The following is a 22,720-nucleotide window of genomic DNA, read 5'->3' as shown; positions in this document are numbered from 1 at the left end:
CCATCGAAAGGACACCCTATGCGCAAGACCCTTCTCGCCACCGCCCTCACCGTCGCGGCAACCACCGCCGGCGCCGAAAGCTACACGCTGCAATCAGCCTTCGGCCAGCTTCCCGTCCTTCATCCCACGGCCGAGCGGTTCGTCGCGAACGTCTCGGCCCTCACCGGCGGCGCGGTCGAGTTCGACTACCTGCTCGCGGGCGAACTGTCCCCCGCCTTCGAAATCTTCGACAACGCGAGCGTCGGCGCCATAGACGCGGGCTGGTCCTTCGCCGCCTATGCCAGCGGCAAGGAACCCGCGGCGGCTCTTTTCGGCTCGGTCCCGTTCGGCGGCGATCCGCTCTCCTATATCGGCTGGCTCAACCACGGCGGTGGGCTCGAGCTCTGGCGCGAGATCTACGAACCCTACAACCTCGTGCCCATGGCCTGCGGCGTCATCCTCTCCGAGGCCGGCGGCTGGTACACGAAACCCATCGAGACGCCCGAGGACCTCAAGGGGCTCAACATCCGCATCGGCGGCCTCGGGGGCGACATCCTGGGCAAGCTCGGCGCGAACGCCATGTCGCTCCCCACCGGCGAAATCTCGACCTCGCTCGAAACCGGGCGGCTCGACGCGACCGAGCTCAGCTTCCCGCTCGTCGACAGGCTCATGGGCTTCGACCAGGTGGCCAAGCATTACTACTTCCCCGGCTGGCACCAACCGGCGGGCTTCATCGAGTTCTACATGAACAAGGACAAGTGGGACGCGCTCGAACCCGCGCACCGCACCGCCATCGAAACCGCCTGCAACGACGCTAATCTCTTTGCGCTTGGCACCGCCGCGGGGGCGCAGGCCGCGATCCTCGAGGAATTCCGCGCGAATGGCGTCACCGTCGAACGTTTCCCCGACCCGGTTCTCGACGCGCTGCGCAAGGCCGCGAACGAGGTCTATGCCGAGAAGTCCGCCGAGGACGAGATGTTCGCCCGCGTGATCGACAGCTACCGCGCCTATGACGAGGATTACCGCGAATATCGCGATCTTTCCGCGCTCGACTGATGGCGACGCCGCTTGCGGATTTTTGCTCCTACACGGTGGGTGGCCGCGTCCACCGCGAGACCCGTGGTGCGCCCGAGACCATCCGCTTCACACCCCAGTTCAGCATGACCCGCGATCCGCGCGGCCACTACGCGGTCGAACATGCCTACGTGCAGTTCTTCGTCCCCGAGCCGCGCAACACCGCACCCCCGGTCGTTCTGGTGCATGGCGGCGGCCTGACCGGCACGATATGGGAGCGCACGCCCGACGGCCGCCCCGGCTGGCTCCACGGGCTTCTTGCCCGCGGCTACGAGGTGCATGTGATCGACAATGTCGAACGCGGCCGCGCCGGTTTCGCGCCGGGGCTCTGGCCGGGTGATCCGGTCCTGCGCACGATGGAGGAAGCATGGGAGCTTTTCCGTATCGGCGCGCCCGAGGATTTCGCCCGCCGCCGCCCCTTCCCCGGCGCGCGTTTCCCCGTGGCACGGCTTGAGGACTTCGCGCGCCATTTCGTGCCGCGCTGGTTCTCGACCACGCACTTGCAGGTCGCCGCCCTCCACGCGCTTCTCGATCGGCTGGGACAGGCCATCGTGATCTGTCATTCGCAAGGCTCAGACGCGCTCTACGGTGCGCTCGGTGCAGGCGCGGGCGTCTCCGGCGTGATCGCGATCGAGCCTTCGGCCGATCCCGTCAGCGCCGACGATCTCGGCGATACGCCGTTCGTCCTTGTCGCGGGCGACTATCTCGACCGCTCCGGTCTCTGGACGCATCGCATCGCCGCTTGGCCCACGCTCGTCGACGCCCTGCCCCGTGCCGCCTATCTCACGTCACGCTCCGGTCTCGCCCCGGGTCACTCGCACCAACCCATGTGCGACCGGGGCTCCGACACCGCGCTCGCCGCCGCGCTCGACACATTCGCAAGGCTCTGAGGCAGGGCGCATCGCTTGGGCCAGCGGCGCGCGATTTGAGCCTCTCAGGCCAGGGGCGCCATGATCTCCACCTCGTCCCCGTCCCGCACCGCATGATAGAAACAGCTCCGGCGGTTCGTATGACATGCCGGACCCTCCTGTCGGATCAGCAGCAGGAGGCAATCGCGGTCGCAATCGACGCGCATCTCCACGAGGTCCTGCACATGCCCACTCGTCTCGCCCTTCACCCAGAAGGCGGCCCGCGACCGGCTCCAGTAGGTCACGCGCCCGGTCTCGAGCGTGCGCGCCACGGCCTCGGCGTTCATCCACGCCATCATCAGGACCTCGCCGGTCTCGGCCTCCTGCGCGATCGCGGGGATCAAGCCTGCCGCATTGTAGCGAAGCGTCTCGGGATCGAATGTCATGCGCCCCCCTTTCCATGTCCGGCCCGCCGCTCTATCTAAGCCGCACGTCACAGAAGGGAAAGCCATGAGCGGCGAGACCGACCTGATAAAGCTCTATTCCGGCCGCATTCTCGAACTGGCCGCCGACATCCCCCGGCTCGGCCGGCTCGACGCGCCCTCGGCCACGGTGAAGCGACGCTCGCCCCTCTGCGGCTCCACGATCACCGTGGACATCACCGCCGAGGACGGATGCGTCACCGATTACGCACAGGACGTGAAGGCCTGCGCGCTGGGCCAGGCGGCGGCAAGCGTGGTGGGCGGCAATATCATCGGATGCAGCTTCGATGAGGTCCGCGCGGCCCGCGACGCCCTCCATGCCATGCTGAAGGAAGACGGCCCCACACCGCCGGCCCCTTTCGACGGGCTCGAGGTTCTGCGCCCGGCCGCCAGCTACAAGAACCGTCACGCCTCGATCTGCCTCTCGCTCGATGCCGCCGTCGAGGCGCTCGAGCAGATTGCCCAGACCGCCTAGCTCCGCTCGAACGGACTCAGCGTATCTCGACCGTCGCGTGCCCCAAGCCGAACCGCTCGTTCAGAAGCGCCTTCACCTCGTCGCGCACCCGGTCGCGGTCGCATCCCGCTTCCGTCTCGACCTCGAGCGTCACCATGGGCCGCTCCTGCGTGACCTGCCAGGCATGAAGATGCTCGATCCCGGTCACGCCGGCGACGTCCTCCCGCAACGCGCGCACGACTTCCTCCTGGTCGAATCCCCGGGGCGCACCTTCCAGGAGGATATGCCCGCTCTCGCGGACCACGGCCCAGGCGCTGCGGAGGATGATGAGCGCGACCAGAACCGACAGGATCGGGTCGATGGGCATCCATCCCGTCCAGAGGATCACGAGCGACGCCACGATTGCCGCCACCGATCCCAGCAGATCGCCTGCCACATGCAATGCGGCGGCGCGCACGTTGAGGTTCTCGCTTTCGTCACGGGTCAGCACGTAGAAAGCGGCGATGTTCACCAACAGCCCCGCGACCGCCACGCCCAGCATCAGCCCGCCCATCACCTCGACCGGCTCACGCAGGCGCTGAACCGCCTCCCAGCAGATCCAGGCCGCGATGACGAATAGCGTCATCCCGTTCACGAAGGCCGCCAGCACCGAGAACCGGTCATACCCATAGGTGCGGGCGGCATCCGCGGGTCTTCGCGCCAGCCGGAACGCCAGCCACGCGAGCATGAGCGACGCGAAATCCGTGAGCATATGCCCCGCATCCGCCAGAAGCGCGAGCGACCCCGAGATCAGCCCGCCCGCCACCTCGGCCAGCATGAATGTGCCCGTGAGGATGGCGGCGATCCCGATCGCGCGCTCGTTCTTCGGCAGGTGGTCATGTCCGCCGCCATGGTCATGTGCGTGATCTCGCATCCCGCGCCTTCCCTTCGGTGCCGCCCTGGACCAACCTTCCCGAGGCGGTCCGGTTTCACAACCCCTCGGCGGGATCAAAAAAAACCGCCGCACATGCACAAGGCATGGCGGCGGCAGTCAAGTGCGATATCCGAATGGGCCCATGGGATCGGCGGAGAGAGTTGAGGCAAACCCACCGGGGACTTGGGACAGGCAGTGTCAGTCACAGCGCATCGAAGTTGGGGACAGGAGATGCGGGACCATGGGCATGTCGGATCTATCGCAGGCAGAAACCTTCAGAAAAGACCGGGCAGGTAGAGCCCCCCGACCAGCATGACGACAAGGGACGCGGCGCCGACGGCATCGCCCAACAGGGTCTCGGACCGTGCGGCGGTGATCTTGATCTGGCTGAACATCACGGGTCTCCTCGTCATTCTCGTGTTGCCTATTTGTTCTCATTTTGGAAACGATTTGTAAAGAACTTTCTGGGAACATTCGCGAACTTTTCGGAACACCCAGCCGAACGCACTGATTTTCAACAGGGATTTCCACGCCTCATCCGACCTTGATGAGCCGGATCGCCTGGTCCTGCTCCATCAGCCACAGCAGAACGCGCGCCGCCTCGCCCCGTCCCGTGGTCAGGCCGGCATCGTCCGACAGAAGCTTGCGCGCATCCGTCTGTGCCACGGCCATCAACGCGGCCTGCGCCTCCATGTCCGCCACGCGGAACCTCGGCACGCCCGACTGCGCGGTGCCGATCACGTCGCCCGCACCCCGCATCTCGAGGTCCACCTCCGCGATGCGAAACCCGTCTTCCGTTTCGCGCATCGTGGCAAGCCGCCGCTCGCCCCCCTCGCTCAGCGGCGCCTGGTAGAGCAGAAGGCAGGTGCTCTCGGCGCTGCCACGCCCGACCCTACCGCGCAACTGGTGAAGCTGCGCCAGCCCGAAATGCTCGGCCCGCTCGATCACCATGATCGAGGCATTGGGCACATCGACCCCCACCTCGATCACCGTCGTGGCGACGAGGACGCTCGTCTCGCCCGCCTGGAACGCGGCCATCGCGGCGTCCTTCTCCTCGGGTGGCATCTGGCCGTGCACCAGCCCGACGCGCCCCTCGCCCAGTTGCGCGCGCAGAGATCGGAACCGCTCCTCGGCGCTCGACAGGTCGCTCACCTCGCTCTCGTCCACCAGCGGACAGACCCAGTAGGCCTGCCGCCCCTCGGCTACCGCGCGGCGCAGGTGCTCCACCACCTCGCCCATCCGCGCCATGTTGACGAGCGCCGTCCTGACGGGCTTGCGGCCGGGCGGTTTCTCATCCAGCACGCTGACCTCCATGTCGCCGTATTGTGCCAGCGCGAGGCTGCGCGGAATGGGCGTGGCGGTCATCACGAGCACGTCGGCCCGCACCCCCTTGGCCCCCAGTTCCAGCCGTTGCCGGACGCCGAAACGGTGCTGTTCGTCCACCACGGCAAGCCGCAGGTCGGCGAATTCCACGTCCTTCTGGAACACCGCGTGGGTGCCGACGAGGATGTCGATCTCCCCCGCCGCGAGGGCCGCGAGCTTCGCCTCCCGCACGCGCCCCTTGTCCCGACCTGTCAGAAGCTCGACCCGCACACCCGCGGCTTCGGCCATGGGACCGAGTCCCATGAGATGCTGACGCGCGAGGATTTCGGTGGGGGCCATCATCACCCCCTGTCCGCCCGCCTCGACCGCGATCAGCAAGGCGAGGAACGCCACCAGCGTCTTGCCCGCGCCCACATCCCCCTGAAGCAGGCGGTTCATCCGCTCGGGCGCGGCCATGTCGGCGGCGATCTCCTCGACCGCGCGGGTCTGCGCGCCCGTGGGGTCATAGGGCAGCGCGGCCAGAACGCGTGCGCGCAATGTCCCGTCGCCCCGGCTCTCGCGGCCCTTGCCGCGCCTGCGATGCGCCCGCGCCAGCGCAAGGGTCAGTTGATGGGCAAAGAATTCGTCGTAGGCCAGCCGTTCGCGCGCCGGATGCGCAGGCGATAGATCGGCCACCGACGCAGGGTTATGCGCCGCCGTCACCGCCTCGCGCCAGCCCGGCCATCCCGCACGCGCCTTCTGACCCGGATCAACCCATTCGGCCAGGTCCGGCGCACGGGTGAGCGCGCCTGCGACGGCCTTGGCCATCATGCGTTGAGTGATCCCCTGGGCCAGCGGATAGACCGGCTCGAACTCGGGGATCTCGCCGGCCTCCTCGGGTGGCAGGACGTGATCGGGATGCACCATCTGTGCGATCCCGTCGAAAAGCTCGACCCGCCCGGATACCACGCGCCGCGCGCCGGTGGGCAGGATCCGCGACAGGTAATCGCCCCGCGCGTGAAAGAAAACCAGTTGGAACGCGACCTTCGCATCCTCGACCGTTACGCGATAGGGGCGGCCGCGGCCCTGCGGCGGCACGTGGCGGCCCACCGTGACCTCGACCGTCACGACACCGGGCAGCTCCGCGCCCTGCACCGTCTCGCGCCGCCGGCGGTCCACGCCGGACTGCGGCAGCGTGAAGAGCAGGTCGCGCGGCCGCGTCACGCCCAGTGCCTCGAACGCCTTCTCGGATTTCGGCCCCACTCCCGGCAATGTCTCGAGCGCCGCGAAGAGTGGAAAAAGGGCTTCGGGCCGCGTGCTCATGCATCACCGATAAGGGCGAGCCACGCATCCTCGTCGATCATCTCGATGCCGAGATCGCGGGCTTTCTTCGCCTTCGATCCCGCGCCCGGCCCCGCGACGACAAGGTCGGTCTTGCTGCTGACGCTACCCGACACCTTGGCGCCCAGGGCTTCGGCCCGCGCCTTGGCCTCGTCGCGCGTCATTTTCTCGAGCGTGCCGGTGAACACCACCGTCTTGCCCGCGACGGGGCTGTCCTCGGCCCGCGCCTCTGGCGGGACGATCCGCGCGAGCTTCCCGACAAGCCGGTCGATCGCCGCGCGCTCCTCGGGGTTGGCCAGCGCCTCCGACAGCGACAGGGCCAGGACGGGGCCGATGCCATCGACCGCCACGAGATCGTCCCACGCCGCCTGCGCGTCCTCGGGCACGTCTCGCTCCGACCGTGCCCTGGCCCGCGCCTCGGACACGCGCGCGCCTCGCCCCTCGGCGGCTGCCGCCGCCCGCTCGGCCTCGGCCGCCTCCTCGCCCGCGCGATGCGCCTGCGCCGCCGGCCGGGCGAGGTCCACCGCCTCGACCAGCGCCTCCCACGACTGGTAGTGCCGCGCGAGATCCTGCGCCGCCACCTCGCCCAGGTGCCGGATGCCCAGCGAGTATAGAAGCCGCGAGAGCGCGACCTCGCGCCGCGCCTCGATGGCCGCAAAAAGGTTCTCGGCGCTCTTCTCCCCCCATCCTTCGCGGTTCTTGAGCTGCTTCATGCCGCTGCCGAACCGCGATTCGAGGGTAAAGATGTCGGCCGGCTCGGCGATCCAGCCATCGGCGAAGAACTGTTCCACCTGCTTGGCACCCAGACCCTCGATGTCGAAGGCCGCGCGGCTGACGAAATGGCGCAGCTTCTCGACCGCCTGCGCGGGGCATATGAGACCCCCGGTGCACCGGCGCACGGCGTCGCCCTCCTCGCGCACGGCTTCCGATCCGCATTCCGGGCAGGTCTCGGGGAAGCGATAGGGCTCGGCATCCTCGGGTCGCCGCTCGAGATCCACGTCCGCGATCTTGGGGATCACGTCGCCCGCGCGATAGACCTGCACCCAGTCGCCGACGCGGATATCCTTGCCGCCGCGGATCGCCTCGCCCGAGGCCGCGCGGCCGGCGATGTAATCCTCGTTGTGCAGCGTCGCGTTCGAGACCACGACACCCCCCACCGTTACCGGTGACAGCCGTGCCACGGGGCTCAGCGCGCCGGTGCGGCCGACCTGGATGTCAATCGCCTCGAGCCGGGTCCAGGCCAGCTCGGCGGGGAATTTATGCGCGATCGCCCATCGCGGCGTGGTCGAACGATAGCCCAGGCGCGCCTGCAGCGCGAGGGCGTTCACCTTGTAGACCACGCCGTCGATGTCATAGCCCAGCGTGGCGCGCATCTGTTCGATCGTCTCGTAATGGGCGAGCATCTCCTCGGCGCCGTCGCATAGCCGCGTGAGATCGTTCGTGACGAAACCAAGCTCCGAGAGTCGCTCGATCGCGCCCATCTGCGTTTCGGCCAGCGGCTCCGACAGCGCGCCCCAGGCATAGGCGAAGAACCGCAGCGGACGCGCGCGGGTGATCTCGGCGTCAAGCTGGCGCAGCGACCCGGCGGCGGCGTTGCGCGGGTTGGCAAAGGTCTTGTCGCCGCGCTCGGCCTGGCGCGCGTTCAGCGCCTCGAAATCCGCGTGGCTCATGTAGACTTCGCCGCGCACCTCGAGGATGTCGGGCGCCCCTTCGATCCGGTCGGGGATGTCCCCGATGGTGCGCGCGTTGGCCGTCACGTTCTCGCCCACCTGCCCGTCGCCGCGCGTCGCCGCCTGCACGAACCGGCCCTCCTCGTAGCGCAGGCTCAGGCTCAGCCCGTCGATCTTGGGCTCGGCCGTGTAGTCGAGCGCCGCGTCCGGCCCGAGATTGAGATAGCGCCGCACGCGGGCGTCGAACTCCCTCACCTCGTCGGCCTCGAACGCGTTGCCGAGGCTGAGCATCCGCTCCGAATGGCTGATCTTGCCGAATCCTTCGGCGGGGGCCGCGCCCACCTGCTCGCTCGGGCTGTCCGCGCGCTTGAGCGCGGGAAAGGCCGCCTCGATCGCCGCGTTGCGCTGCCTCAGCCGGTCGTACTCGGCATCGCTCATCACCGGCGCATCGTCGCGGTGATAGGCCGCGTTCGCCTCGCCCAGAAGCTCGGCCAGGCGTGCCAATTCCTCGCGCGCCTGTTTTTCTGTCATCCGGTCGACCCGAAGATCGTCGGCCATGTCGTCCCCCGCGCACTCCTCCGCCCTACGGGCGGCCCTTGTGACAGGGATAGTGCGCGCGCCGGGTCAGGTCCAGCGGGTCCGACCGGGCATCCGCGCCGCAGTGCACTTCCTGCCTGGCCCCCCGGTTCGCCCATTCTACGGCTGCCTCGCGGTCCGCCCGCAGGTGGACACGTCAGCCACATTAGGCTCGGGTCATGTCGTCACCGTCAAAGGGTCGACGAGTTAACCGACAGGGCGCGGGCTCCTGAAACTACGGGCAAACTGCTCTCGACGCCATTTTCGTCGCATCGGCTCCCTGCCCGCAGAGCCGACACCTTCCGCGCCGCTTCCCGCACGACGCCTTGTCACGCGCCGATCGCCAACCGTCCGCCGCCCATCTCCGAAGGTTCGGGATCGCGCAGGACATAGCCGCGGCCCCAGACCGTCTCGATATGGTTCACGCCGCCCGTGGCCTCGCTCAGCTTCTTGCGCAGCTTGCAGATGAACACGTCGATGATCTTGAGCTCCGGCTCGTCCATGCCGCCGTAGAGGTGGTTGAGGAACATCTCCTTGGTGAGCGTCGTGCCCTTCCGAAGGCTCAGAAGCTCGAGCATCTGGTATTCCTTGCCGGTCAGGTGCACCGTCTTGCCGCCCACATCCACGGTCTTGGCGTCGAGGTTCACGTTTATCGCGCCCGTGCGAATCACCGATTGCGAATGCCCCTTGGATCGCCGGATGATCGCGTGGATGCGGGCGACCAGTTCATCGCGGTGGAAAGGCTTCGTCAGGTAGTCATCCGCGCCGAAGCCGAACCCCTTGATCTTGCTCTCGGTATCGTCCGCCCCGCTCAGGATGAGGATCGGCGTCTCGATCCGCGCGAGCCGAAGCTGGCGCAGCACCTCGTGGCCGGTCATGTCCGGCAAGCCGAGATCGAGGAGAATGAGGTCGTAATCATAGAGCTTCGCGAGGTCGAGCCCCTCTTCGCCCAGGTCGGTCGTGTAGACATTCAGGTTGGCATGGGTCAGCATCAGCTCGATGCTTTTCGAGGTCGTGGGGTCGTCTTCCACCAGCAGCACACGCATGTTTCAGGTTCTCCGATGATCTTGATGGCACCGACACTGGCGAAAATTGGTTAACCACAAGTTACCATAATCGAACATTTCGCGAATACAACCTAAAGTTGCTCCCTGTTCAGCGCCTCACCTTCCGAATCCCTTAAGGATTTCAATGCCGTGACCTTCAGTCCCTCCTCGCCGTGACGCCCGACCGCGCGAACCCATTCCTGAAACTCTTCCGGGCTCAGTTCGTATTTCGTTAACGCATCGGCCTCGGAGATCAGGCCATAGAGCACCCCCCGCACGACCGCGAGCTTGCGCGAGGCGACCCAGCGGGTCGTGTCGGCAGGGGGAAGGTCGGCCTGGCACAGGACGCTGCCATCCGGCAGGGTCACCGTGCGCGGCCCTTCCACTTTCTTCAGATACATCGCTTCATCCCGAATAACCTCGGCGATGATCATGACGCGCGGCGCTTAACGCGGGTTGAAACGGCACCGGCTTTCTTTTTCGGATTTAGCTAAAGCTGCGCCGAAACCGCGCATCCGCACATGGTTTAACTCGGGCCGGAAAGGTATATATAGCGCCCCGACACCCAAGGACGCCGCCATGCCGCTCGATCAGCCTCTCAACTCGCTGGGCCTGCCCAAGCCCCCCGCCGACACCCGTGTCGTCGTCGCCATGTCGGGTGGCGTCGACAGCTCGGTCGTGGCCGCGCAACTGGCCGAGGAGGGCTATGACGTGGTGGGCGTCACGCTTCAGCTTTACGACCACGGCGCGGCGCTCGCCAAGAAGGGGGCGTGCTGTGCGGGAATCGATATCCACGATGCGCGCCGGGTGGCTGAAGAGATGAACTTTCCCCACTACGTCCTTGATTACGAAAACATCTTCAAGGACGCGGTGATCGACGAGTTTGCCGACAGCTATCTTGCCGGCGCCACGCCCGTGCCTTGCATCCGTTGCAACGAACGGGTGAAGTTCAAGGATCTGCTCGAGACCGCGCGCGACCTCGACGCCGATTGCATGGCAACCGGCCACTACATCCAGCGCAAGATCGGCGCGCATGGCCCCGAGCTTCACTGCGCCACCGACGCCAATCGCGACCAGAGCTATTTCCTGTTCTCCACGACGCCCGAACAGCTTGATTTCCTGCGTTTTCCCCTCGGTCACCTGCCGTCGAAGGACGCAACCCGCGCGCTCGCCGCGCGTTACGGCCTCGCGGTTGCCGACAAACCCGACAGCCAGGACATCTGCTTCGTGCCGAACGGCAATTACGCCAGCGTGATCGAGAAACTGCGCCCCGGCGCGGCCGAACCGGGCGAGATCGTCCATGCCGACGGGCGGATTCTCGGCACGCATGAGGGCGTCATTCACTACACCGTAGGCCAACGCCGGGGGCTCGGGATCGGCGGCCTCGAGGAGCCGCTCTACGTGGTCAAGCTCAACGTGGACGCCAAGCGCGTGATCGTCGGGCCGAAATCCATGCTCTCCACCCGCACCATCCCGGTGCGCGAGATCAACTGGCTGGGCGATTCAGCCTTCGACGGCCAGAGCGAATGGCATGTCTCGGTCAAGGTCCGCTCCACCCGTCCCCCGCGCGAGGCGGTCATCCGCCCGCTCTCACCCACCGAGGCCGAGGTCGAGTTGCTGACGCCAGAGGAAGGTGTCTCACCGGGACAGGCCTGTGTCTTCTACGAAACCGGCGGGACGCGTATCCTCGGCGGCGGCTGGATCTGGCGCGGCTGAACCAGCACCGGCCTCGCGCGGACCGTCAGTCTTGCGCGTCCAACCCTGCCAATACCGCCTTCGCCGCCCTCAGCCCCGGCGCCTCGCCTCCGCGCCCCAACCGCTCCATGGTCAGGCGCATCGCCTCGCGTTGGCGGTCGGGGTGGTCGAGAACGTCCATGAGCGCGGGCGCGATCCGCTCGGGTGTGCAGAACCGGCCGTTGCATTCGGGCACGTCGCGCGTCTCGCTCACCAGATTGACGAGCGTCAGGGTATCCACCTTCAGAAGCGCGGCGATGATCTGGCGGCTGATCCAGTTCACGTCATAGGCGATCACCATCGGGGTGTCGGCCGCGGCGAGCTCCAGCGACACGGTGCCCGACGCGGCGAGCGCGGCTTTTGCGATACCGAAAGCCGCCGCCTTTTCAATCCTGTAATCGGCGCTCTTCATCCCGCGCGGATCGAGGATCACAGGCACCTGCGGCCAATCCGCGACCGCATCGCGGAGCGTATCCGACACGTTCGCGGTCGTCGGCACGACGATACGAAGGTCGGGTTGCCGCGCCAGAACGGGCTCCAAAGCGCGCCCGAAGATCGGCGCCAGGCGCGCCACCTCGCCCCGGCGCGAACCCGGCAGGACCAGAAGCACCGGCGCCTCCCCCAGCCCGTGACGCACGCGGAAAGCCGCCATCTGCGCCGCATCGGCCTGCGGCTCGCTCACCACCGGATGGCCGACGAAATCGCACTCCATTCCCGCGGCGCGCATGAGCGGTGGCTCGAAGGGCAGGATGGCCAGCACGTGATCTATGACCCGCGCCATCTTGGCCGCCCGTCCCGCCCGCCAGGCCCAGACCGACGGCGCCACGTAATGCACCGTGCGCACGTCACTCTCGGCCTTCACGAGCTTGGCGACCCGGAGGCAGAAATCGGGACTGTCGATGCTGATGATCACGTCGGGCCGGAAATCGAGCGCGGCGCGCGCGGTCTCGGCGATGCGGCGCTTGAGGTGGCGGTATTTCGGCAGAACCTCGACAATGCCCATGACGCTCAGCTCGGACATCTCGAACAGGCTTTCCAGCCCTTCGTCCTCCATGAGCGGGCCGCCGACGCCGTGGAACTCCATGGGGCCGAGGCTCTTCAACCCGGCCATCAGCGCGGCGCCCAGCCGGTCGCCCGACGCCTCGCCCGCGATGAGGAAAACCCGCATCAGAAAGGTCGGGACAGCAGGAAGAGACCCGCCTTCTCGACCGCGTCGAAGGTGCCCTCGCGGTCGAGCACCATGACGGAACCCGCACCCACGACGATCCCGGCAAGACCCGCCTCTGCCACGCCCGCCACGGTTTCGGGACCGATCGCAGGCATGTCGACCCGCAGGTCCTGGCCCAGCTTCGCGGCCTTCGCATAGATCCCCTTGCGCCCCCGCCGCAGCGTCTCGGGCGTTTCCGCCACGAAACGCAGCATCGCGTCCGTTCCCTGCACCGTTTCGATCCCCAGGCACTGGCCGCCCGCCACCACGCAGCCCTGCCCGATGTCGAGCGGCGACAGGTGCCGCAGCACTTCGAAACCGCGCAGCATGTCGGCCTCATCCTGCTTGTCCGGCGGCACGCCCACCGCGACCCCGTCCTCGATCGCCAGGTCCGGAAGGAGCTCATGCGCGCCCACGACCTCGAATCCCTGCTCCTCGAAGATCGCGATCACCTCGCGCAGAAGCGCGTCGTCGCCCCTGGGCAATGCCTGCATCACCCGCGGCGCAAGGCGCAGCATCTCGGCGTCGCACTCCGCCGGGTTGATCGCTGGCCGCGTCAGGTGCCCGGCAAAGACGAGCCGCGTCACGCCTGCATCCTTCATCGCGCCGAAAAGCGTCCCGATCTTCTCGAGCTGATGTTCCTCGGCCCCCTGCGGTATCGCCGAAGGGATACCGCGCAGCGTATAGATCAGCGCGTCGGGACGCTCATCGGAGATCCGCACGGGCAATGCGCCGCCGCAGGCCAGTATCGCAAGCCGCCCGGCCATGTCATTGCGCCCCCGGAGTGAGGAACGAGCGGTCGCTCGCGCCGGTCACGAAATCGACGATCTGGCGCACGTAGGCGCTTTCGGTTTCCTGGCCAAGCCGCCGCGCACGGTCCTGGAACGCGCCCTCGCCCTGGGCCAGCATCTGGAACGCGGCGCGCAGGGCGGTGATGTCCTGACGGCCCACGCCCCGCCGCTTGAGCCCGACGAGGTTGAGCCCGTCGAGCACACCGCGCGGCGCCTGGACAAGGCCATAGGGTATCACATCATTCGTGACCATCGTCACTGCCCCGATGATCGCACCCTGCCCGATCCGCACGAACTGATGCACACCGGCGAGGCCCCCGATGATGACGTCGTCCTCGATGATGCAGTGCCCGGCCAACGCGGCGCTGTTCACGACGATCACCCGGTCGCCGATGATGACGTCATGCGCGACGTGGCACCCCGCCATGAAGAGGCAGTCATCGCCGATCCGCGTGACGCCGCCTCCGCCCTCGGTGCCAGTATTGATCGTCACATGCTCGCGGATACGGTTGCGCGCCCCGATCTCGAGCCGCGTCTTCTCACCCCTGAATTTCAGATCCTGCGGAATCTCTCCCACGCAGGCGAAGGAGAAGATCACGCAATCGTCCCCGATCACCGTCTCTCCCTTCACCACCACGTGCGACATGAGGCGCACGCCACGGCCCAGCCTGACCTCGGGCCCGACATGGCAGAACGGGCCGATCTCGCAGCCGGCGCCGATCTCGGCTCCCTCCTCGACGATGGCGCTGGGATGAATGACGCTGTCGCCCATGCTCAGGCTCCGGCTCCGCCCAGGTCGATCATCGCGGTGAACTCGACCTCGCAAGCCATCTCGCCGTCGACGGTGGCCTCTCCGGCGAATTTCCAGACCTTGCCGCCGGGCTTGCCGCGCAGCGTCTCGACCTCCATCCGAAGCACGTCGCCCGGCACGACCATGCGGCGGAACTTGCCCTTGTCGATCGACATGAAATAGACCAGCAGGTTCTTGTCCTGCATCCCGAGCGCCATGCCCACCATGACGGCCGCGGTCTGTGCCATCGCCTCCACGATGGTGACGCCGGGCATGATGGGTTTCTCGGGGAAATGCCCCTGGAAATGCGGCTCGTTCATCGTGACGTTCTTGATGCCGCAGGCCGATTTGCAGCCGTCTATGTTGATCACCCTGTCCACGAGGAGAAACGGATACCTGTGCGGAATCAACCGCTTGATCATCTGGATATCGGCGGTCGTCTGGGCTTCGGTCATCCTTGCTCCTCTCGCGCGGGCGGCCTCGCCCATCTCCCGGCGCGGCCTCGTGGCATCCGCGCCCATATCCGCTCGCTTTAGCAATTCGGCCCTTCCGGGGCAAGCGAGGGGGTCACTCCTCGGGTGGCGCCTCCGACGGCTCGGCCGGCGCCTCTTCGCCCGTCGCGCCATTGCCCGGATCCGCCGCTTCCGCTTCCGCCATCGCCTCGTCGATGCGCGCGATCGCGGTGTCGGTGATGTCCACGGCGTCCGACCGGATCAGCACCTGCCGCGCGTCGAGGATGACCGCGCCGCCGGTCTCGCGCATCAGTTCGAACAGCACGCCCTCGGCCTGCCGGAGCAACATGAACGGCGCCTGCTCGCGCGTGCGTTCGAGATCGCGGGACGCGCGCTCGCTTTCCTCCCGGATGCGGCGCACCTTATCGTCGAAATCGTCGGCCAGGTCGCGGAAGGCCTCGGGCGACAGCGACTCGCGCTTTTCGGTCAGCTCCTGCTCTTCCTCGCGCAACTCCGCCTCGACCTCGCGATTGCGCGCGATCAGGGCCTCCCGTTGCTCGGTATACCGGCGGATGAATTGCTGGCCCGGCTCGGATTCGGTGAAAAGCCGCTCGGTGTCGAGGACGAGGATCGGGCTTCGCACCACGCCCGTGTCCTGCGCCGCCACCGGCGCAGCACCGGCAAGCCCCGCGGCGAGGACAAGGGCCAGACGCAAGGTCCGGCCCATGCTCAGAACTCCGTCGCGATCGAGATGTCGAATTCCTGCGTGCGGTCCGTCGCTTCCTTCTCGATCGGAATCGCGTAGTTGAAGCGGAGCGGCCCGAACGGCGATTGCCAGATGAGCGAGACACCGACCGAATGCCGGGCCTCGAACCCGTTCGAGGCGATGACGCCGGTCGCGCCGGCGGTGTTCACGTCCCAGATGGCACCGACGTCGTAGAAGGCTCCCCCGGTCAGGCCGTATTCATCCGGCAGGCCCAGCGGAAACTCCGCATCGAGCTTGAGAACGGCGAAGTAATCGCCGCCCAGATGTTCGACATTCGTGCCGTTCGTCTCGGTCGGCCCGATACCGTTCGGCTCGAACCCCCGGACGATCTGGCCGGTATAGCGATCGACCGCACGGCTGTTCTCGCTCCCGAAGAAGCTCAGCGCACCCGCCTCGAGCGTGGCCCGCAGCACCACTTCCTCGTTGAGAACACGGGTTTGTGCGATGGCCCGCGCGCTTGACTTGATGTATTCGAGATCGCCGCCGAGGCCATAGAACTCCTGCCCGAAGGACAGCAGCACGCCGGCATTCGGATTGAGGCCCGTGCGCCGCGTGTCATAGGTGTATTCGTAGCCGATCCCGCTTGCGAACCGCCCGCCCTCGTTGGTCTCGCGCGTGAGGATGCCCGACGCGCCGCCGGCGGGCGGGGTGTAGTCGTCCATGTCCGTGTAGCGCGCGCTGTAGAGCACCGTGAACCGGCCGTTCTCGCTGACCGGGAAGCTCAGGCGCGGCCGGAAAGTCCCGATCGTGGTGTCGTAGAGCGCGTTGGCGTCATCGGTCTCGATATAGGCGAAGTTGAGGCCGAACTCCACGTCCCGGCCAAGGAAGGCGGGCTCCGCGAAGTCGAGGTTGTAGTTGATCGTGTCCGCGCCCGCGGCGATGCTCGCCGCCAGGCGCTGTCCCCGCCCCAGGAAGTTCCGCTCGCTGAGGCCGACCGAGATGCCGAACCCGCCCGACGTCGAATAGGACGCACCGAAGCTCAACGTGCCGGTCGGCTGCTCCTCCACGTCGACGTCGATCACGACCTGGTCGGGGCGCGATCCCTCGCGTGCTTCCACCTCGGCGGTCTCGAAGTATCTCAGCGCGCGGATGCGCTCGGCCGCCTGCCGGATCTCGCGCGGGTTGAACGGGTCGCCCTCGACCGTGTCGAACTGGCGCCGGATGACGCGGTCAAGCGTCGTGGTGTTGCCCTCGATATCGATCCGTTCGACAAAGACGCGGGGACCGCGCACCAGCGCGAACTCCACGTCAAGCGTGAGGTCGCGGTCGTTGCGCGAGATGCGCGGCTCGACCCGCAGGAAATCCACCCCCTGCCGCACGCCCAGCCGCTCCATCCGCGCGATCGAATTCTCGACCTTCGTGGGGAATAGATCACGCCGGGGCGGATCTTCAGAACCGACTGGTAGTCGTCCGCGTCGACGCCGGGGATCTCGCTCACCGTGGTGATCCGGCCAAAGCGGAATTGCTGCCCTTCCTGGACGTTGAAGGTGATGAAATAGGTGTCGCGCTCGCGTGCAAGCTCGGCGTTCACGCCGGTCACGCGGAAATCGACATAGCCGCGCTCGGCATAGAAATCCGACAGCACCTGCTTGTCGAACTCGAGCCGGTCCTCGACGAAGGTGTCGCGCGCGATGAAGGCGCGCAGCAGGCCGGCCTGCTTGCTTTCCACGACGCGGCGCAGCCGGCGATCGGAATAGGCACGGTTGCCCACGAACCCGATGCGCTGCACCTCGATGGCGCCGCCCTCGAAGATCTCGTAGACCAGATCGACGCGGTTGTCGCTGCGCCGGATGATCCGCGGCGTGACCCGCGCGGCCAGCCGTCCGTTCTGCTCATAGGCCTCGACGATGATCTGCGCGTCGCGCTCGGCCTTGGCGGGGTTGAAAACCTGCCGCGGGCTGCTCTCGATGAACCCGGCAAGGTCCTCGTCTTTGAGCTTGCGGTTCCCCTCGAAGGCGATCTTCGAGATGGTTGGGTACTCCTTCACGGTGATCCTGAGAAGGTTTCCGCGTGGCTCGATTGACACAGATTCGAAAAGACCGCTCGCCACGATGCGCTGGTAGGCGGCGTTCAACTCGCCCGCCGAAACCGTCTGTCCCCGCGCGATTCCCGCGTAGGTCAGGATCGTTCCGGTCTCGATCCGCTGGTTTCCGTCCACATCCACCGACGTGAAGCGATAGGTCTGGGCCGAAGCCTGTTCCGTCCAAGACCCGGTAAAGCCAATGAAAAGCGCTAGTAGAATGAAGGCGGGAAAAAAATGTTTCCGCGCAACGTCAGCAATGCGCATCCCCCTTGCGTCTTGCATGATAAAATTCCTGTCCAACTGCCCACTCGTATCTTTGACTAGCGGGTATGAATGGCCTTGTCAAAATGCCAGTGCAGGAAGTTTTTGGACAGTTCGCGCGCGGCGATGCACGCGCCGGGGTAGTCAGCCTGGAAGCCGGCTCAGCCGGCGATCCATGACGCGATGAAAAGCGCGCCCGCGATCGCCGCAAGCGACAGCATGCGGTCACGGTTGAGATCGACGATGACCGTAAGTCCGCGATATCCGCCAATGATCGTCTGCATGGTATCCTCGTCCGGTTCGGTTCCGGTCGGGGTTATGCCGCGCCAAGATGGCCGAATTGGCCCGCGATTGTGGCGGAAATGGGGCGGAGCGGGCGCGTCAGCAGAGGATGTCGTTGAGAAGCGCGAAGAGCATCAGCCCCAGGATGAGGCTCAGCCCCACCGCCATCATCACCCGCAGCGCCGCGTCGCTCGGGGGTTTGCCGCGCACCGCCTCGTAGGCATAGAACATGAGATGCCCGCCATCGAGCACGGGGATCGGAAAGAGGTTCAGAAGCCCGACCGCCGTCGACAGCACCGCGATGAACCAGATGAAGTTGTCCGGCCCCTGGCTCGCCATGGCGCCCGAGACCTGCGCGATCCCGATGGGGCCCGACATGTTGCAGCTGCTGATCGCGCCCGTCACCATGTGCCAGAGCCCCGAAAGCGATGTCGCGATCACGTCCCCGGTCAACTCGACGCCGCGTCCGACCGCCGCCACCGGCCCCAGCGGCTCGGTTGCCGGCTCGAAGGCGAAGCCGCCCGCGATACCGATGCGCCACTTGCTCTCGAACCCGCCCTCGTCTCGCTGCTCGTCGCGCGACCGCGGCACCAGCACGAAGTCGAGGATCTCACCCTCGCGCCACACCTCGAGCGCGATGGGCCGTCCGTCCGACCCCTCGACCACCTCCCGCAATTCCTCGAAGGCGGCGATCTCTCGCCCCTCCACCGACAGGATCACGTCACCCGCGCGCATGTCGATGTCATAGGCCGCCGACTTCGGGGCAAGCTGGCTGATCAACGGCGGGATGGGATGCGGCCCCTCGACCTCGACCGGGACACCGTCGCGGATCACCCGGTAGCTGAGCAACCGCTCCTGCGGAAGGGCATCGACGAACTCCTCGAACGCGTCCTCCTCGCCACGGTCCGGCATCTCCACGCCTGCGATCGCCTCGATCCGGTCGCCGGGCTCGAGCGTGATGCCGTCATAGGGCAGCGGCTTGATCTCGCCCACCGTCAGCGGCTCGACCGGCTTGCCCTGGTACATCCCCACGCCCGCGAAGATCAGGATCGACAGGATGAAGTTGAAGACCGGCCCCGCCGAAACGGTGGCCACCCGCGCCCAGAGCGGCGCGCCGTGCATGGTCGCGCGCCGGTCCTCGGGGCTGAGTTCCTCGATCGCCGCGCCGTCCTTGCCGCTTGCCGGATCGCTGTCGCCGCGAAACTTCACGAACCCGCCGAAGGGCAGCGCGGCCACCTGCCACTGCGTCCCATGCCGGTCGGTGCGCGCGAACAGTACCTTGCCGAAGCCGAGCGAGAATACGTCCGCCTTGATCCCGCACCAGCGCCCGACGATGTAATGGCCGTATTCGTGGATGGCGACGATGATCGACAGGGCCACCACGAAGGCGACGATGATCATGGCGAAGTCGCCAAGCTGCGTTAAGAGTGTGCCGAAATCCACGCCTGATCCTTATTCTGCCCGCGCGCCGATCATGCGGTCGACCGCCTGCCGCGTAACTTGGTCCGCATGGGTGACGGTTTCAAGCGTGATCTCCGCCCCGGCCCCGTCCGCGCCCGCCGCGTCCTCGTCCATCGCGCGTTCCACGAGGTCGGCCATCCGCAGGAACCCGATGCGCCCGGCGATGAAATGATCGAGCGCGCGTTCCTTCGCGGCGTTGAACACGGCGCCCGCAAGCCCGCCTTCCGCCATCACCCTCCGGGCAAGCGCCAGCGCCTTGTAGCGGGCCGGATCGGCCTCGCGGAAAGTCAGTTGTCCCAACCGCACGAGATCGAGCCGCTCGACCGGCAGCGTCGCGCGCCCGGGCCAGTTGAGCGCATAGCCGATCGCGTGGCGCATGTCCGGCGCCCCCATATGCGCCATCACCCCGCCATCGCGATGTCCGACCAGCGCATGAACGATGGATTCGGGATGGATGACGACCTCGATCCGCTCGGGCTCCACGCCGAAGAATTCCCGCGTCTCGATGACCTCCAGCGCCTTGTTGAACATCGACGCGCTGTCGATGGTGATGCGCTGCCCCATGGCCCAGTTGGGATGCGTCGAGGCCTCCGCCACCGTAACCTCGTGCAGCTCCTCCAGCGGGCGGTCGCGGAAGGCCCCGCCGCTCGCGGTGAGGATGATGCGCTCGACCGTCGCCATATCCTCGCCCCTGAGCGACTGGAAGATGGCCGAATGTTCGCTGTCGACCGGCAGGACCGTCGCTCCCGACGCCTGCGCCCGCGCCATCAGAAGCGGTCCGGCGGTGACGAGCGTCTCCTTGTTGGCCAGCGCCAGCGTCGTCCCGGTCTCCACCGCGGCCAATCCGGGCGCGAGCCCCGCGGCGCCCACGATGGCCGACATCACCCAGTCCGCGGGCCGCGCCGCCGCCTCGATCAGCGCGGTCGTGCCCGCCGCGGCCTCCACGCCCGATCCTTCCAGCGCCGCGCGCAGATCGCCGAGAAGGTCGTCATGCGCCGTCACCGCGATCCTCGCGCCGAGCCGTCGCGCGTCCTCGGCCAGACGCGCGACATTGCGCCCGCCAGTCAGCGCCTCGACGGCGTAGCTTTCGGGCGCGCGCGCGACAAGGTCGATGGTGCTCTGCCCGATCGAGCCGGTGGCACCCAGGATGCTGATCCGTTTCATCAAAGCCCCGGCACCAGCCCCAGAAGCCAGAGGATCCCGACCGCCAGGGCCGCCCCGATCATCGCGTCGAACCGGTCGAGAAACCCGCCATGGCCCGGCAACAACCCCGAACTGTCCTTCGCGCCCACCTGCCGCTTGACCGCGCTCTCGCCAATGTCGCCCATCTGTCCGGCGAAACAGACCAGCACCGACAGGGGGATGAGCCACCCGCCCGCATCGGTGGCCCCGGCGAAACCCAGCCCGACAAGCGCGGCACCGATCCAGCCGGCGATGGTGCCCGACCAGGTCTTCTTCGGGCTGACCGCCGGCCAGAATTTCGGCCCGCCCAGCATCTTGCCCGCGAAATAGCCCGCGATATCCGACATGATGACGATGCCGATCACCCAGAGCAGCCACGACACCCCGCCGTAATTGCGCAGAAGCTCCATCACGTAGCACGCCACGAGGATCGCCAGCGCGCTTCCAAGGAACATCCCCTGCCGCCCCTCGAACCGGCCCGCCCCCACGATGGCCAGCGCCCCCATGAGCGGCAGCGCGGCAAAGCCCGGCATGAACCACACCACCGCCATCACGACCGAGGCGCCGACACCCAGTGCCATCGCCGTGCCATGCGCGGTGGGCGCCAGGAGTCGCGAGAGCTCCCACATCATGACGCCGGCCAGGAGCCATATCCCAAGCGCGAAAAGCCATCCGCCGAGCCAGATCTCGCCCACGCCCACGAAGATCATCAGCGCGGCGGTGGTGAAGCGCGGCGCGAGATCGGCCCATCTCGGCTCCCCGCTCATGCCTTCACCGCCCCGAAACGCCGGTCACGCGCGGCATAGCCGCGCACCAGGCCGGCAAAGATCTCGGCCGAGAAATCGGGCCAGAGCGTATCGATGAACTCGTATTCCGCATAAGCCGACTGCCACAGCAGGAAGTTTGAGATGCGCGCCTCCCCGCTCGTCCGGATCACGAGGTCCGGGTCCGGCAGGACGCGGGTGTCGAGATAGCGGGTGAGCGTGCCCTCGTCCACGCCCTCGGGATCGAGCTTGCCGGCGGCCACGTCCCGCGCCATGTGCTTGATCGCCCGCGCCACCTCGTCGCGCGACCCGTAGTTGATCGCGATGGTCAGGTTGACGCGGCTGTTCTCCGCGGTCATCTCCTCCAGCTCGTCCATCAGCGCGGTGAGCTTCCGGTCCAGCCGCACGCGATCGCCGATGAACCGCACCCGCACACCTTCGTCGCGCAGCGCGCGCGCCTCCCTGGTGATGTAGCGGCGAAAGAGGCTCATGAGACCCGCCACCTCGGTTTGCGTGCGCTTCCAGTTCTCGGTCGAGAAGGCGAAGACGGTCAGGTATTCCACGCCCAGGTCAGGACAGGTCTCGACGATCTCGCGCACGCGCCGGGCGCCCGCGTGGTGGCCGAAAAGACGCGGCCGCCCGCGCATCTGCGCCCAGCGGCCGTTGCCGTCCATGATGATCGCCACATGCCGCGGGCCGCCCGCAACCTCAGGGCTCAGGGCATCGCCGGACATCAGACCTGCATGATCTCCGCTTGCTTGTGCTCCAGCGCCTCGTCGACCTTCGCGATATGCTCGTTCGTCAGGTCCTGCACGGCGGTTTCCCAGAACTTCTGGTCATCCTCGGACATGCCCTCGGCCTTGGCCTTCTTGATCTGGTCCATCCCGTCGCGCCGGATGTTGCGGATGGCGACGCGCGCATGCTCGGCATATTGCGAGGCCACCTTCGTCAGTTCCTTGCGCCGCTCCTCGTTGAGCTCCGGGATGGGCAGCATGATGATCGTGCCATTCATCTGCGGGTTGATGCCGAGGCCGCTCTCGCGGATGGCCTTCTCGACCTTGTTGACAAGGCCCTTGTCCCACACGTTGATCGTGACCATGCGCGGCTCCGGCACGTTGACCGTGCCGACCTGGTTGATCGGCGTCAGCTGGCCATAGGCCTCGACCATCACGGGTTCGAGCATCGAGGCCGAGGCGCGCCCGGTCCTGAGCGAGGCGAACTCGGTGCGAAGCGAGGCCATCGCGCCCTCCATCCGGCGTTCGAGATCGTCCGTATCGAGCATGAAATCGTCTGACATGATGTGCCTGTCGTGGTGCCTGTTT

General features: G+C 67.0%; 21 protein-coding genes and 1 pseudogene. 4 read left to right on the top strand and 18 right to left on the bottom strand.

What is annotated here, in order from left to right; translation table 11 throughout:
• Nucleotides 1-18 precede the first annotated feature (18 nt).
• Nucleotides 19-1,035 (top strand): TRAP transporter substrate-binding protein, encoded by a 1,017-nt coding sequence (locus tag K1T73_RS08725; protein ID WP_220603522.1) that lies wholly within the window; start codon nucleotides 19-21, stop codon nucleotides 1,033-1,035.
• Nucleotides 1,035-1,943 carry an alpha/beta fold hydrolase gene (locus K1T73_RS08720; RefSeq protein WP_220603521.1) on the top strand — a complete coding sequence of 303 codons (909 nt, stop codon included), beginning with the start codon at nucleotides 1,035-1,037 and terminating at the stop codon, nucleotides 1,941-1,943. The genes K1T73_RS08725 and K1T73_RS08720 overlap by 1 nt, the downstream gene beginning before the upstream one ends.
• A gap of 44 nt (nucleotides 1,944-1,987) precedes the next feature.
• On the opposite strand, the gene hisI is transcribed toward K1T73_RS08720, so the two are convergent.
• Nucleotides 1,988-2,347 (bottom strand): phosphoribosyl-AMP cyclohydrolase, encoded by a 360-nt coding sequence (gene hisI / locus K1T73_RS08715; RefSeq protein ID WP_220603520.1) that lies wholly within the window; start codon nucleotides 2,345-2,347, stop codon nucleotides 1,988-1,990.
• Nucleotides 2,348-2,411: 64 nt separating this feature from the next.
• On the opposite strand from hisI, the gene K1T73_RS08710 reads away from it, so the two are divergent.
• Nucleotides 2,412-2,858 (top strand): iron-sulfur cluster assembly scaffold protein, encoded by a 447-nt coding sequence (locus K1T73_RS08710; RefSeq protein WP_220603519.1) that lies wholly within the window; start codon nucleotides 2,412-2,414, stop codon nucleotides 2,856-2,858.
• Nucleotides 2,859-2,874: 16 nt separating this feature from the next.
• Here the strand turns inward: K1T73_RS08710 and K1T73_RS08705 are convergent, their stop codons facing one another.
• The 5 genes from K1T73_RS08705 to K1T73_RS08685 all read right to left on the bottom strand — a co-directional run bounded on the left by K1T73_RS08705 (nucleotide 2,875) and on the right by K1T73_RS08685 (nucleotide 10,086).
• Nucleotides 2,875-3,750, bottom strand: a complete 876-nt coding sequence (locus tag K1T73_RS08705) for a cation diffusion facilitator family transporter (protein ID WP_220603518.1) — start codon at nucleotides 3,748-3,750, stop codon at nucleotides 2,875-2,877.
• A gap of 534 nt (nucleotides 3,751-4,284) precedes the next feature.
• The gene (recG, locus tag K1T73_RS08700) at nucleotides 4,285-6,375 is read right to left on the bottom strand and encodes an ATP-dependent DNA helicase RecG (RefSeq protein ID WP_220603517.1); all 2,091 of its coding nucleotides are present in this window, start codon (nucleotides 6,373-6,375) and stop codon (nucleotides 4,285-4,287) included.
• Nucleotides 6,372-8,621, bottom strand: coding sequence for an NAD-dependent DNA ligase LigA (ligA, locus tag K1T73_RS08695; protein WP_220603516.1), 2,250 nt, complete (start codon nucleotides 8,619-8,621; stop codon nucleotides 6,372-6,374). The genes recG and ligA overlap by 4 nt, the downstream gene beginning before the upstream one ends.
• Nucleotides 8,622-8,968: 347 nt before the next feature.
• Complete coding sequence (gene ctrA, locus K1T73_RS08690) at nucleotides 8,969-9,685, bottom strand: response regulator transcription factor CtrA (RefSeq protein ID WP_220603515.1); 717 nt, start codon at nucleotides 9,683-9,685, stop codon at nucleotides 8,969-8,971.
• A gap of 92 nt (nucleotides 9,686-9,777) precedes the next feature.
• Nucleotides 9,778-10,086 (bottom strand): DUF1153 domain-containing protein, encoded by a 309-nt coding sequence (locus tag K1T73_RS08685; RefSeq protein ID WP_220603677.1) that lies wholly within the window; start codon nucleotides 10,084-10,086, stop codon nucleotides 9,778-9,780.
• 178 nt (nucleotides 10,087-10,264) lie between these two features.
• On the opposite strand from K1T73_RS08685, the gene mnmA reads away from it, so the two are divergent.
• Nucleotides 10,265-11,401 (top strand): tRNA 2-thiouridine(34) synthase MnmA, encoded by a 1,137-nt coding sequence (gene mnmA, locus K1T73_RS08680; RefSeq protein WP_220603514.1) that lies wholly within the window; start codon nucleotides 10,265-10,267, stop codon nucleotides 11,399-11,401.
• A gap of 25 nt (nucleotides 11,402-11,426) precedes the next feature.
• Here mnmA and lpxB read toward each other — a convergent pair whose 3' ends face one another.
• From lpxB to frr, 12 genes and pseudogenes are all read right to left on the bottom strand, one after another.
• Nucleotides 11,427-12,587 carry a lipid-A-disaccharide synthase gene (lpxB, locus tag K1T73_RS08675; RefSeq protein ID WP_220603513.1) on the bottom strand — a complete coding sequence of 387 codons (1,161 nt, stop codon included), beginning with the start codon at nucleotides 12,585-12,587 and terminating at the stop codon, nucleotides 11,427-11,429.
• Nucleotides 12,587-13,393, bottom strand: coding sequence for an LpxI family protein (locus K1T73_RS08670; protein ID WP_220603512.1), 807 nt, complete (start codon nucleotides 13,391-13,393; stop codon nucleotides 12,587-12,589). Before K1T73_RS08670 ends, lpxB begins: the two co-directional genes overlap by 1 nt.
• A gap of 1 nt (nucleotide 13,394) precedes the next feature.
• Entirely contained in the window at nucleotides 13,395-14,189 is a 795-nt protein-coding gene (lpxA, locus tag K1T73_RS08665; RefSeq protein WP_220603511.1) for an acyl-ACP--UDP-N-acetylglucosamine O-acyltransferase, read from the bottom strand.
• Nucleotides 14,190-14,191: 2 nt separating this feature from the next.
• Nucleotides 14,192-14,662: a 3-hydroxyacyl-ACP dehydratase FabZ gene (gene fabZ, locus K1T73_RS08660; protein WP_220603510.1), complete on the bottom strand. Its 471-nt coding sequence runs from the start codon at nucleotides 14,660-14,662 to the stop codon at nucleotides 14,192-14,194.
• 112 nt (nucleotides 14,663-14,774) lie between these two features.
• Nucleotides 14,775-15,386 carry an OmpH family outer membrane protein gene (locus tag K1T73_RS08655; RefSeq protein WP_220603509.1) on the bottom strand — a complete coding sequence of 204 codons (612 nt, stop codon included), beginning with the start codon at nucleotides 15,384-15,386 and terminating at the stop codon, nucleotides 14,775-14,777.
• A gap of 2 nt (nucleotides 15,387-15,388) precedes the next feature.
• A pseudogene (gene bamA / locus K1T73_RS18055) lies at nucleotides 15,389-17,712 on the bottom strand (outer membrane protein assembly factor BamA).
• 158 nt (nucleotides 17,713-17,870) lie between these two features.
• Entirely contained in the window at nucleotides 17,871-17,993 is a 123-nt protein-coding gene (locus K1T73_RS17905; RefSeq protein ID WP_259400506.1) for a hypothetical protein, read from the bottom strand.
• A 97-nt stretch (nucleotides 17,994-18,090) separates the two neighbouring features.
• Nucleotides 18,091-19,434 carry an RIP metalloprotease RseP gene (rseP, locus tag K1T73_RS08645; RefSeq protein WP_409077738.1) on the bottom strand — a complete coding sequence of 448 codons (1,344 nt, stop codon included), beginning with the start codon at nucleotides 19,432-19,434 and terminating at the stop codon, nucleotides 18,091-18,093.
• 9 nt (nucleotides 19,435-19,443) lie between these two features.
• Complete coding sequence (gene dxr, locus K1T73_RS08640) at nucleotides 19,444-20,616, bottom strand: 1-deoxy-D-xylulose-5-phosphate reductoisomerase (RefSeq protein ID WP_220603508.1); 1,173 nt, start codon at nucleotides 20,614-20,616, stop codon at nucleotides 19,444-19,446.
• Nucleotides 20,616-21,401 (bottom strand): phosphatidate cytidylyltransferase, encoded by a 786-nt coding sequence (locus tag K1T73_RS08635; protein ID WP_220603507.1) that lies wholly within the window; start codon nucleotides 21,399-21,401, stop codon nucleotides 20,616-20,618. The genes dxr and K1T73_RS08635 overlap by 1 nt, the downstream gene beginning before the upstream one ends.
• On the bottom strand, nucleotides 21,398-22,132 hold the full coding sequence (uppS, locus tag K1T73_RS08630) for a polyprenyl diphosphate synthase (protein WP_220603506.1): 735 nt from the start codon (nucleotides 22,130-22,132) through the stop codon (nucleotides 21,398-21,400). The genes K1T73_RS08635 and uppS overlap by 4 nt, the downstream gene beginning before the upstream one ends.
• A complete protein-coding gene (gene frr / locus K1T73_RS08625) occupies nucleotides 22,132-22,695 on the bottom strand; it encodes a ribosome recycling factor (RefSeq protein WP_220603505.1) in 564 nt (187 codons plus the stop codon). The genes uppS and frr overlap by 1 nt, the downstream gene beginning before the upstream one ends.
• Between the last annotated feature and the right edge of the window lie 25 nt (nucleotides 22,696-22,720).

The organism is Roseovarius sp. SCSIO 43702 (assembly GCF_019599045.1).
Lineage (GTDB): Bacteria > Pseudomonadota > Alphaproteobacteria > Rhodobacterales > Rhodobacteraceae > Roseovarius.
The sequence above is the reverse complement of the archived record's forward strand: the minus strand, read 5'-3'. Positions and strand labels throughout refer to the sequence as shown.

Coding starts and splice junctions, on each gene's coding strand:
- K1T73_RS08685 (WP_220603677.1), bottom strand. CDS start 10,086: ATGTATCTGAAGAAAGTGGAAGGGCCGCGCACGGTGACCCTGCCGGAT.
- K1T73_RS08635 (WP_220603507.1), bottom strand. CDS start 21,401: ATGAGCGGGGAGCCGAGATGGGCCGATCTCGCGCCGCGCTTCACCACC.
- dxr (WP_220603508.1), bottom strand. CDS start 20,616: ATGAAACGGATCAGCATCCTGGGTGCCACCGGCTCGATCGGGCAGAGC.
- hisI (WP_220603520.1), bottom strand. CDS start 2,347: ATGACATTCGATCCCGAGACGCTTCGCTACAATGCGGCAGGCTTGATC.
- K1T73_RS17905 (WP_259400506.1), bottom strand. CDS start 17,993: ATGCAGACGATCATTGGCGGATATCGCGGACTTACGGTCATCGTCGAT.
- uppS (WP_220603506.1), bottom strand. CDS start 22,132: ATGTCCGGCGATGCCCTGAGCCCTGAGGTTGCGGGCGGCCCGCGGCAT.
- lpxB (WP_220603513.1), bottom strand. CDS start 12,587: ATGCGGGTTTTCCTCATCGCGGGCGAGGCGTCGGGCGACCGGCTGGGC.
- mnmA (WP_220603514.1), top strand. CDS start 10,265: ATGCCGCTCGATCAGCCTCTCAACTCGCTGGGCCTGCCCAAGCCCCCC.
- K1T73_RS08720 (WP_220603521.1), top strand. CDS start 1,035: ATGGCGACGCCGCTTGCGGATTTTTGCTCCTACACGGTGGGTGGCCGC.
- K1T73_RS08705 (WP_220603518.1), bottom strand. CDS start 3,750: ATGCGAGATCACGCACATGACCATGGCGGCGGACATGACCACCTGCCG.
- K1T73_RS08670 (WP_220603512.1), bottom strand. CDS start 13,393: ATGGCCGGGCGGCTTGCGATACTGGCCTGCGGCGGCGCATTGCCCGTG.
- lpxA (WP_220603511.1), bottom strand. CDS start 14,189: ATGGGCGACAGCGTCATTCATCCCAGCGCCATCGTCGAGGAGGGAGCC.
- K1T73_RS08655 (WP_220603509.1), bottom strand. CDS start 15,386: ATGGGCCGGACCTTGCGTCTGGCCCTTGTCCTCGCCGCGGGGCTTGCC.
- fabZ (WP_220603510.1), bottom strand. CDS start 14,662: ATGACCGAAGCCCAGACGACCGCCGATATCCAGATGATCAAGCGGTTG.
- K1T73_RS08725 (WP_220603522.1), top strand. CDS start 19: ATGCGCAAGACCCTTCTCGCCACCGCCCTCACCGTCGCGGCAACCACC.
- ligA (WP_220603516.1), bottom strand. CDS start 8,621: ATGGCCGACGATCTTCGGGTCGACCGGATGACAGAAAAACAGGCGCGC.
- K1T73_RS08710 (WP_220603519.1), top strand. CDS start 2,412: ATGAGCGGCGAGACCGACCTGATAAAGCTCTATTCCGGCCGCATTCTC.
- recG (WP_220603517.1), bottom strand. CDS start 6,375: ATGAGCACGCGGCCCGAAGCCCTTTTTCCACTCTTCGCGGCGCTCGAG.
- ctrA (WP_220603515.1), bottom strand. CDS start 9,685: ATGCGTGTGCTGCTGGTGGAAGACGACCCCACGACCTCGAAAAGCATC.
- frr (WP_220603505.1), bottom strand. CDS start 22,695: ATGTCAGACGATTTCATGCTCGATACGGACGATCTCGAACGCCGGATG.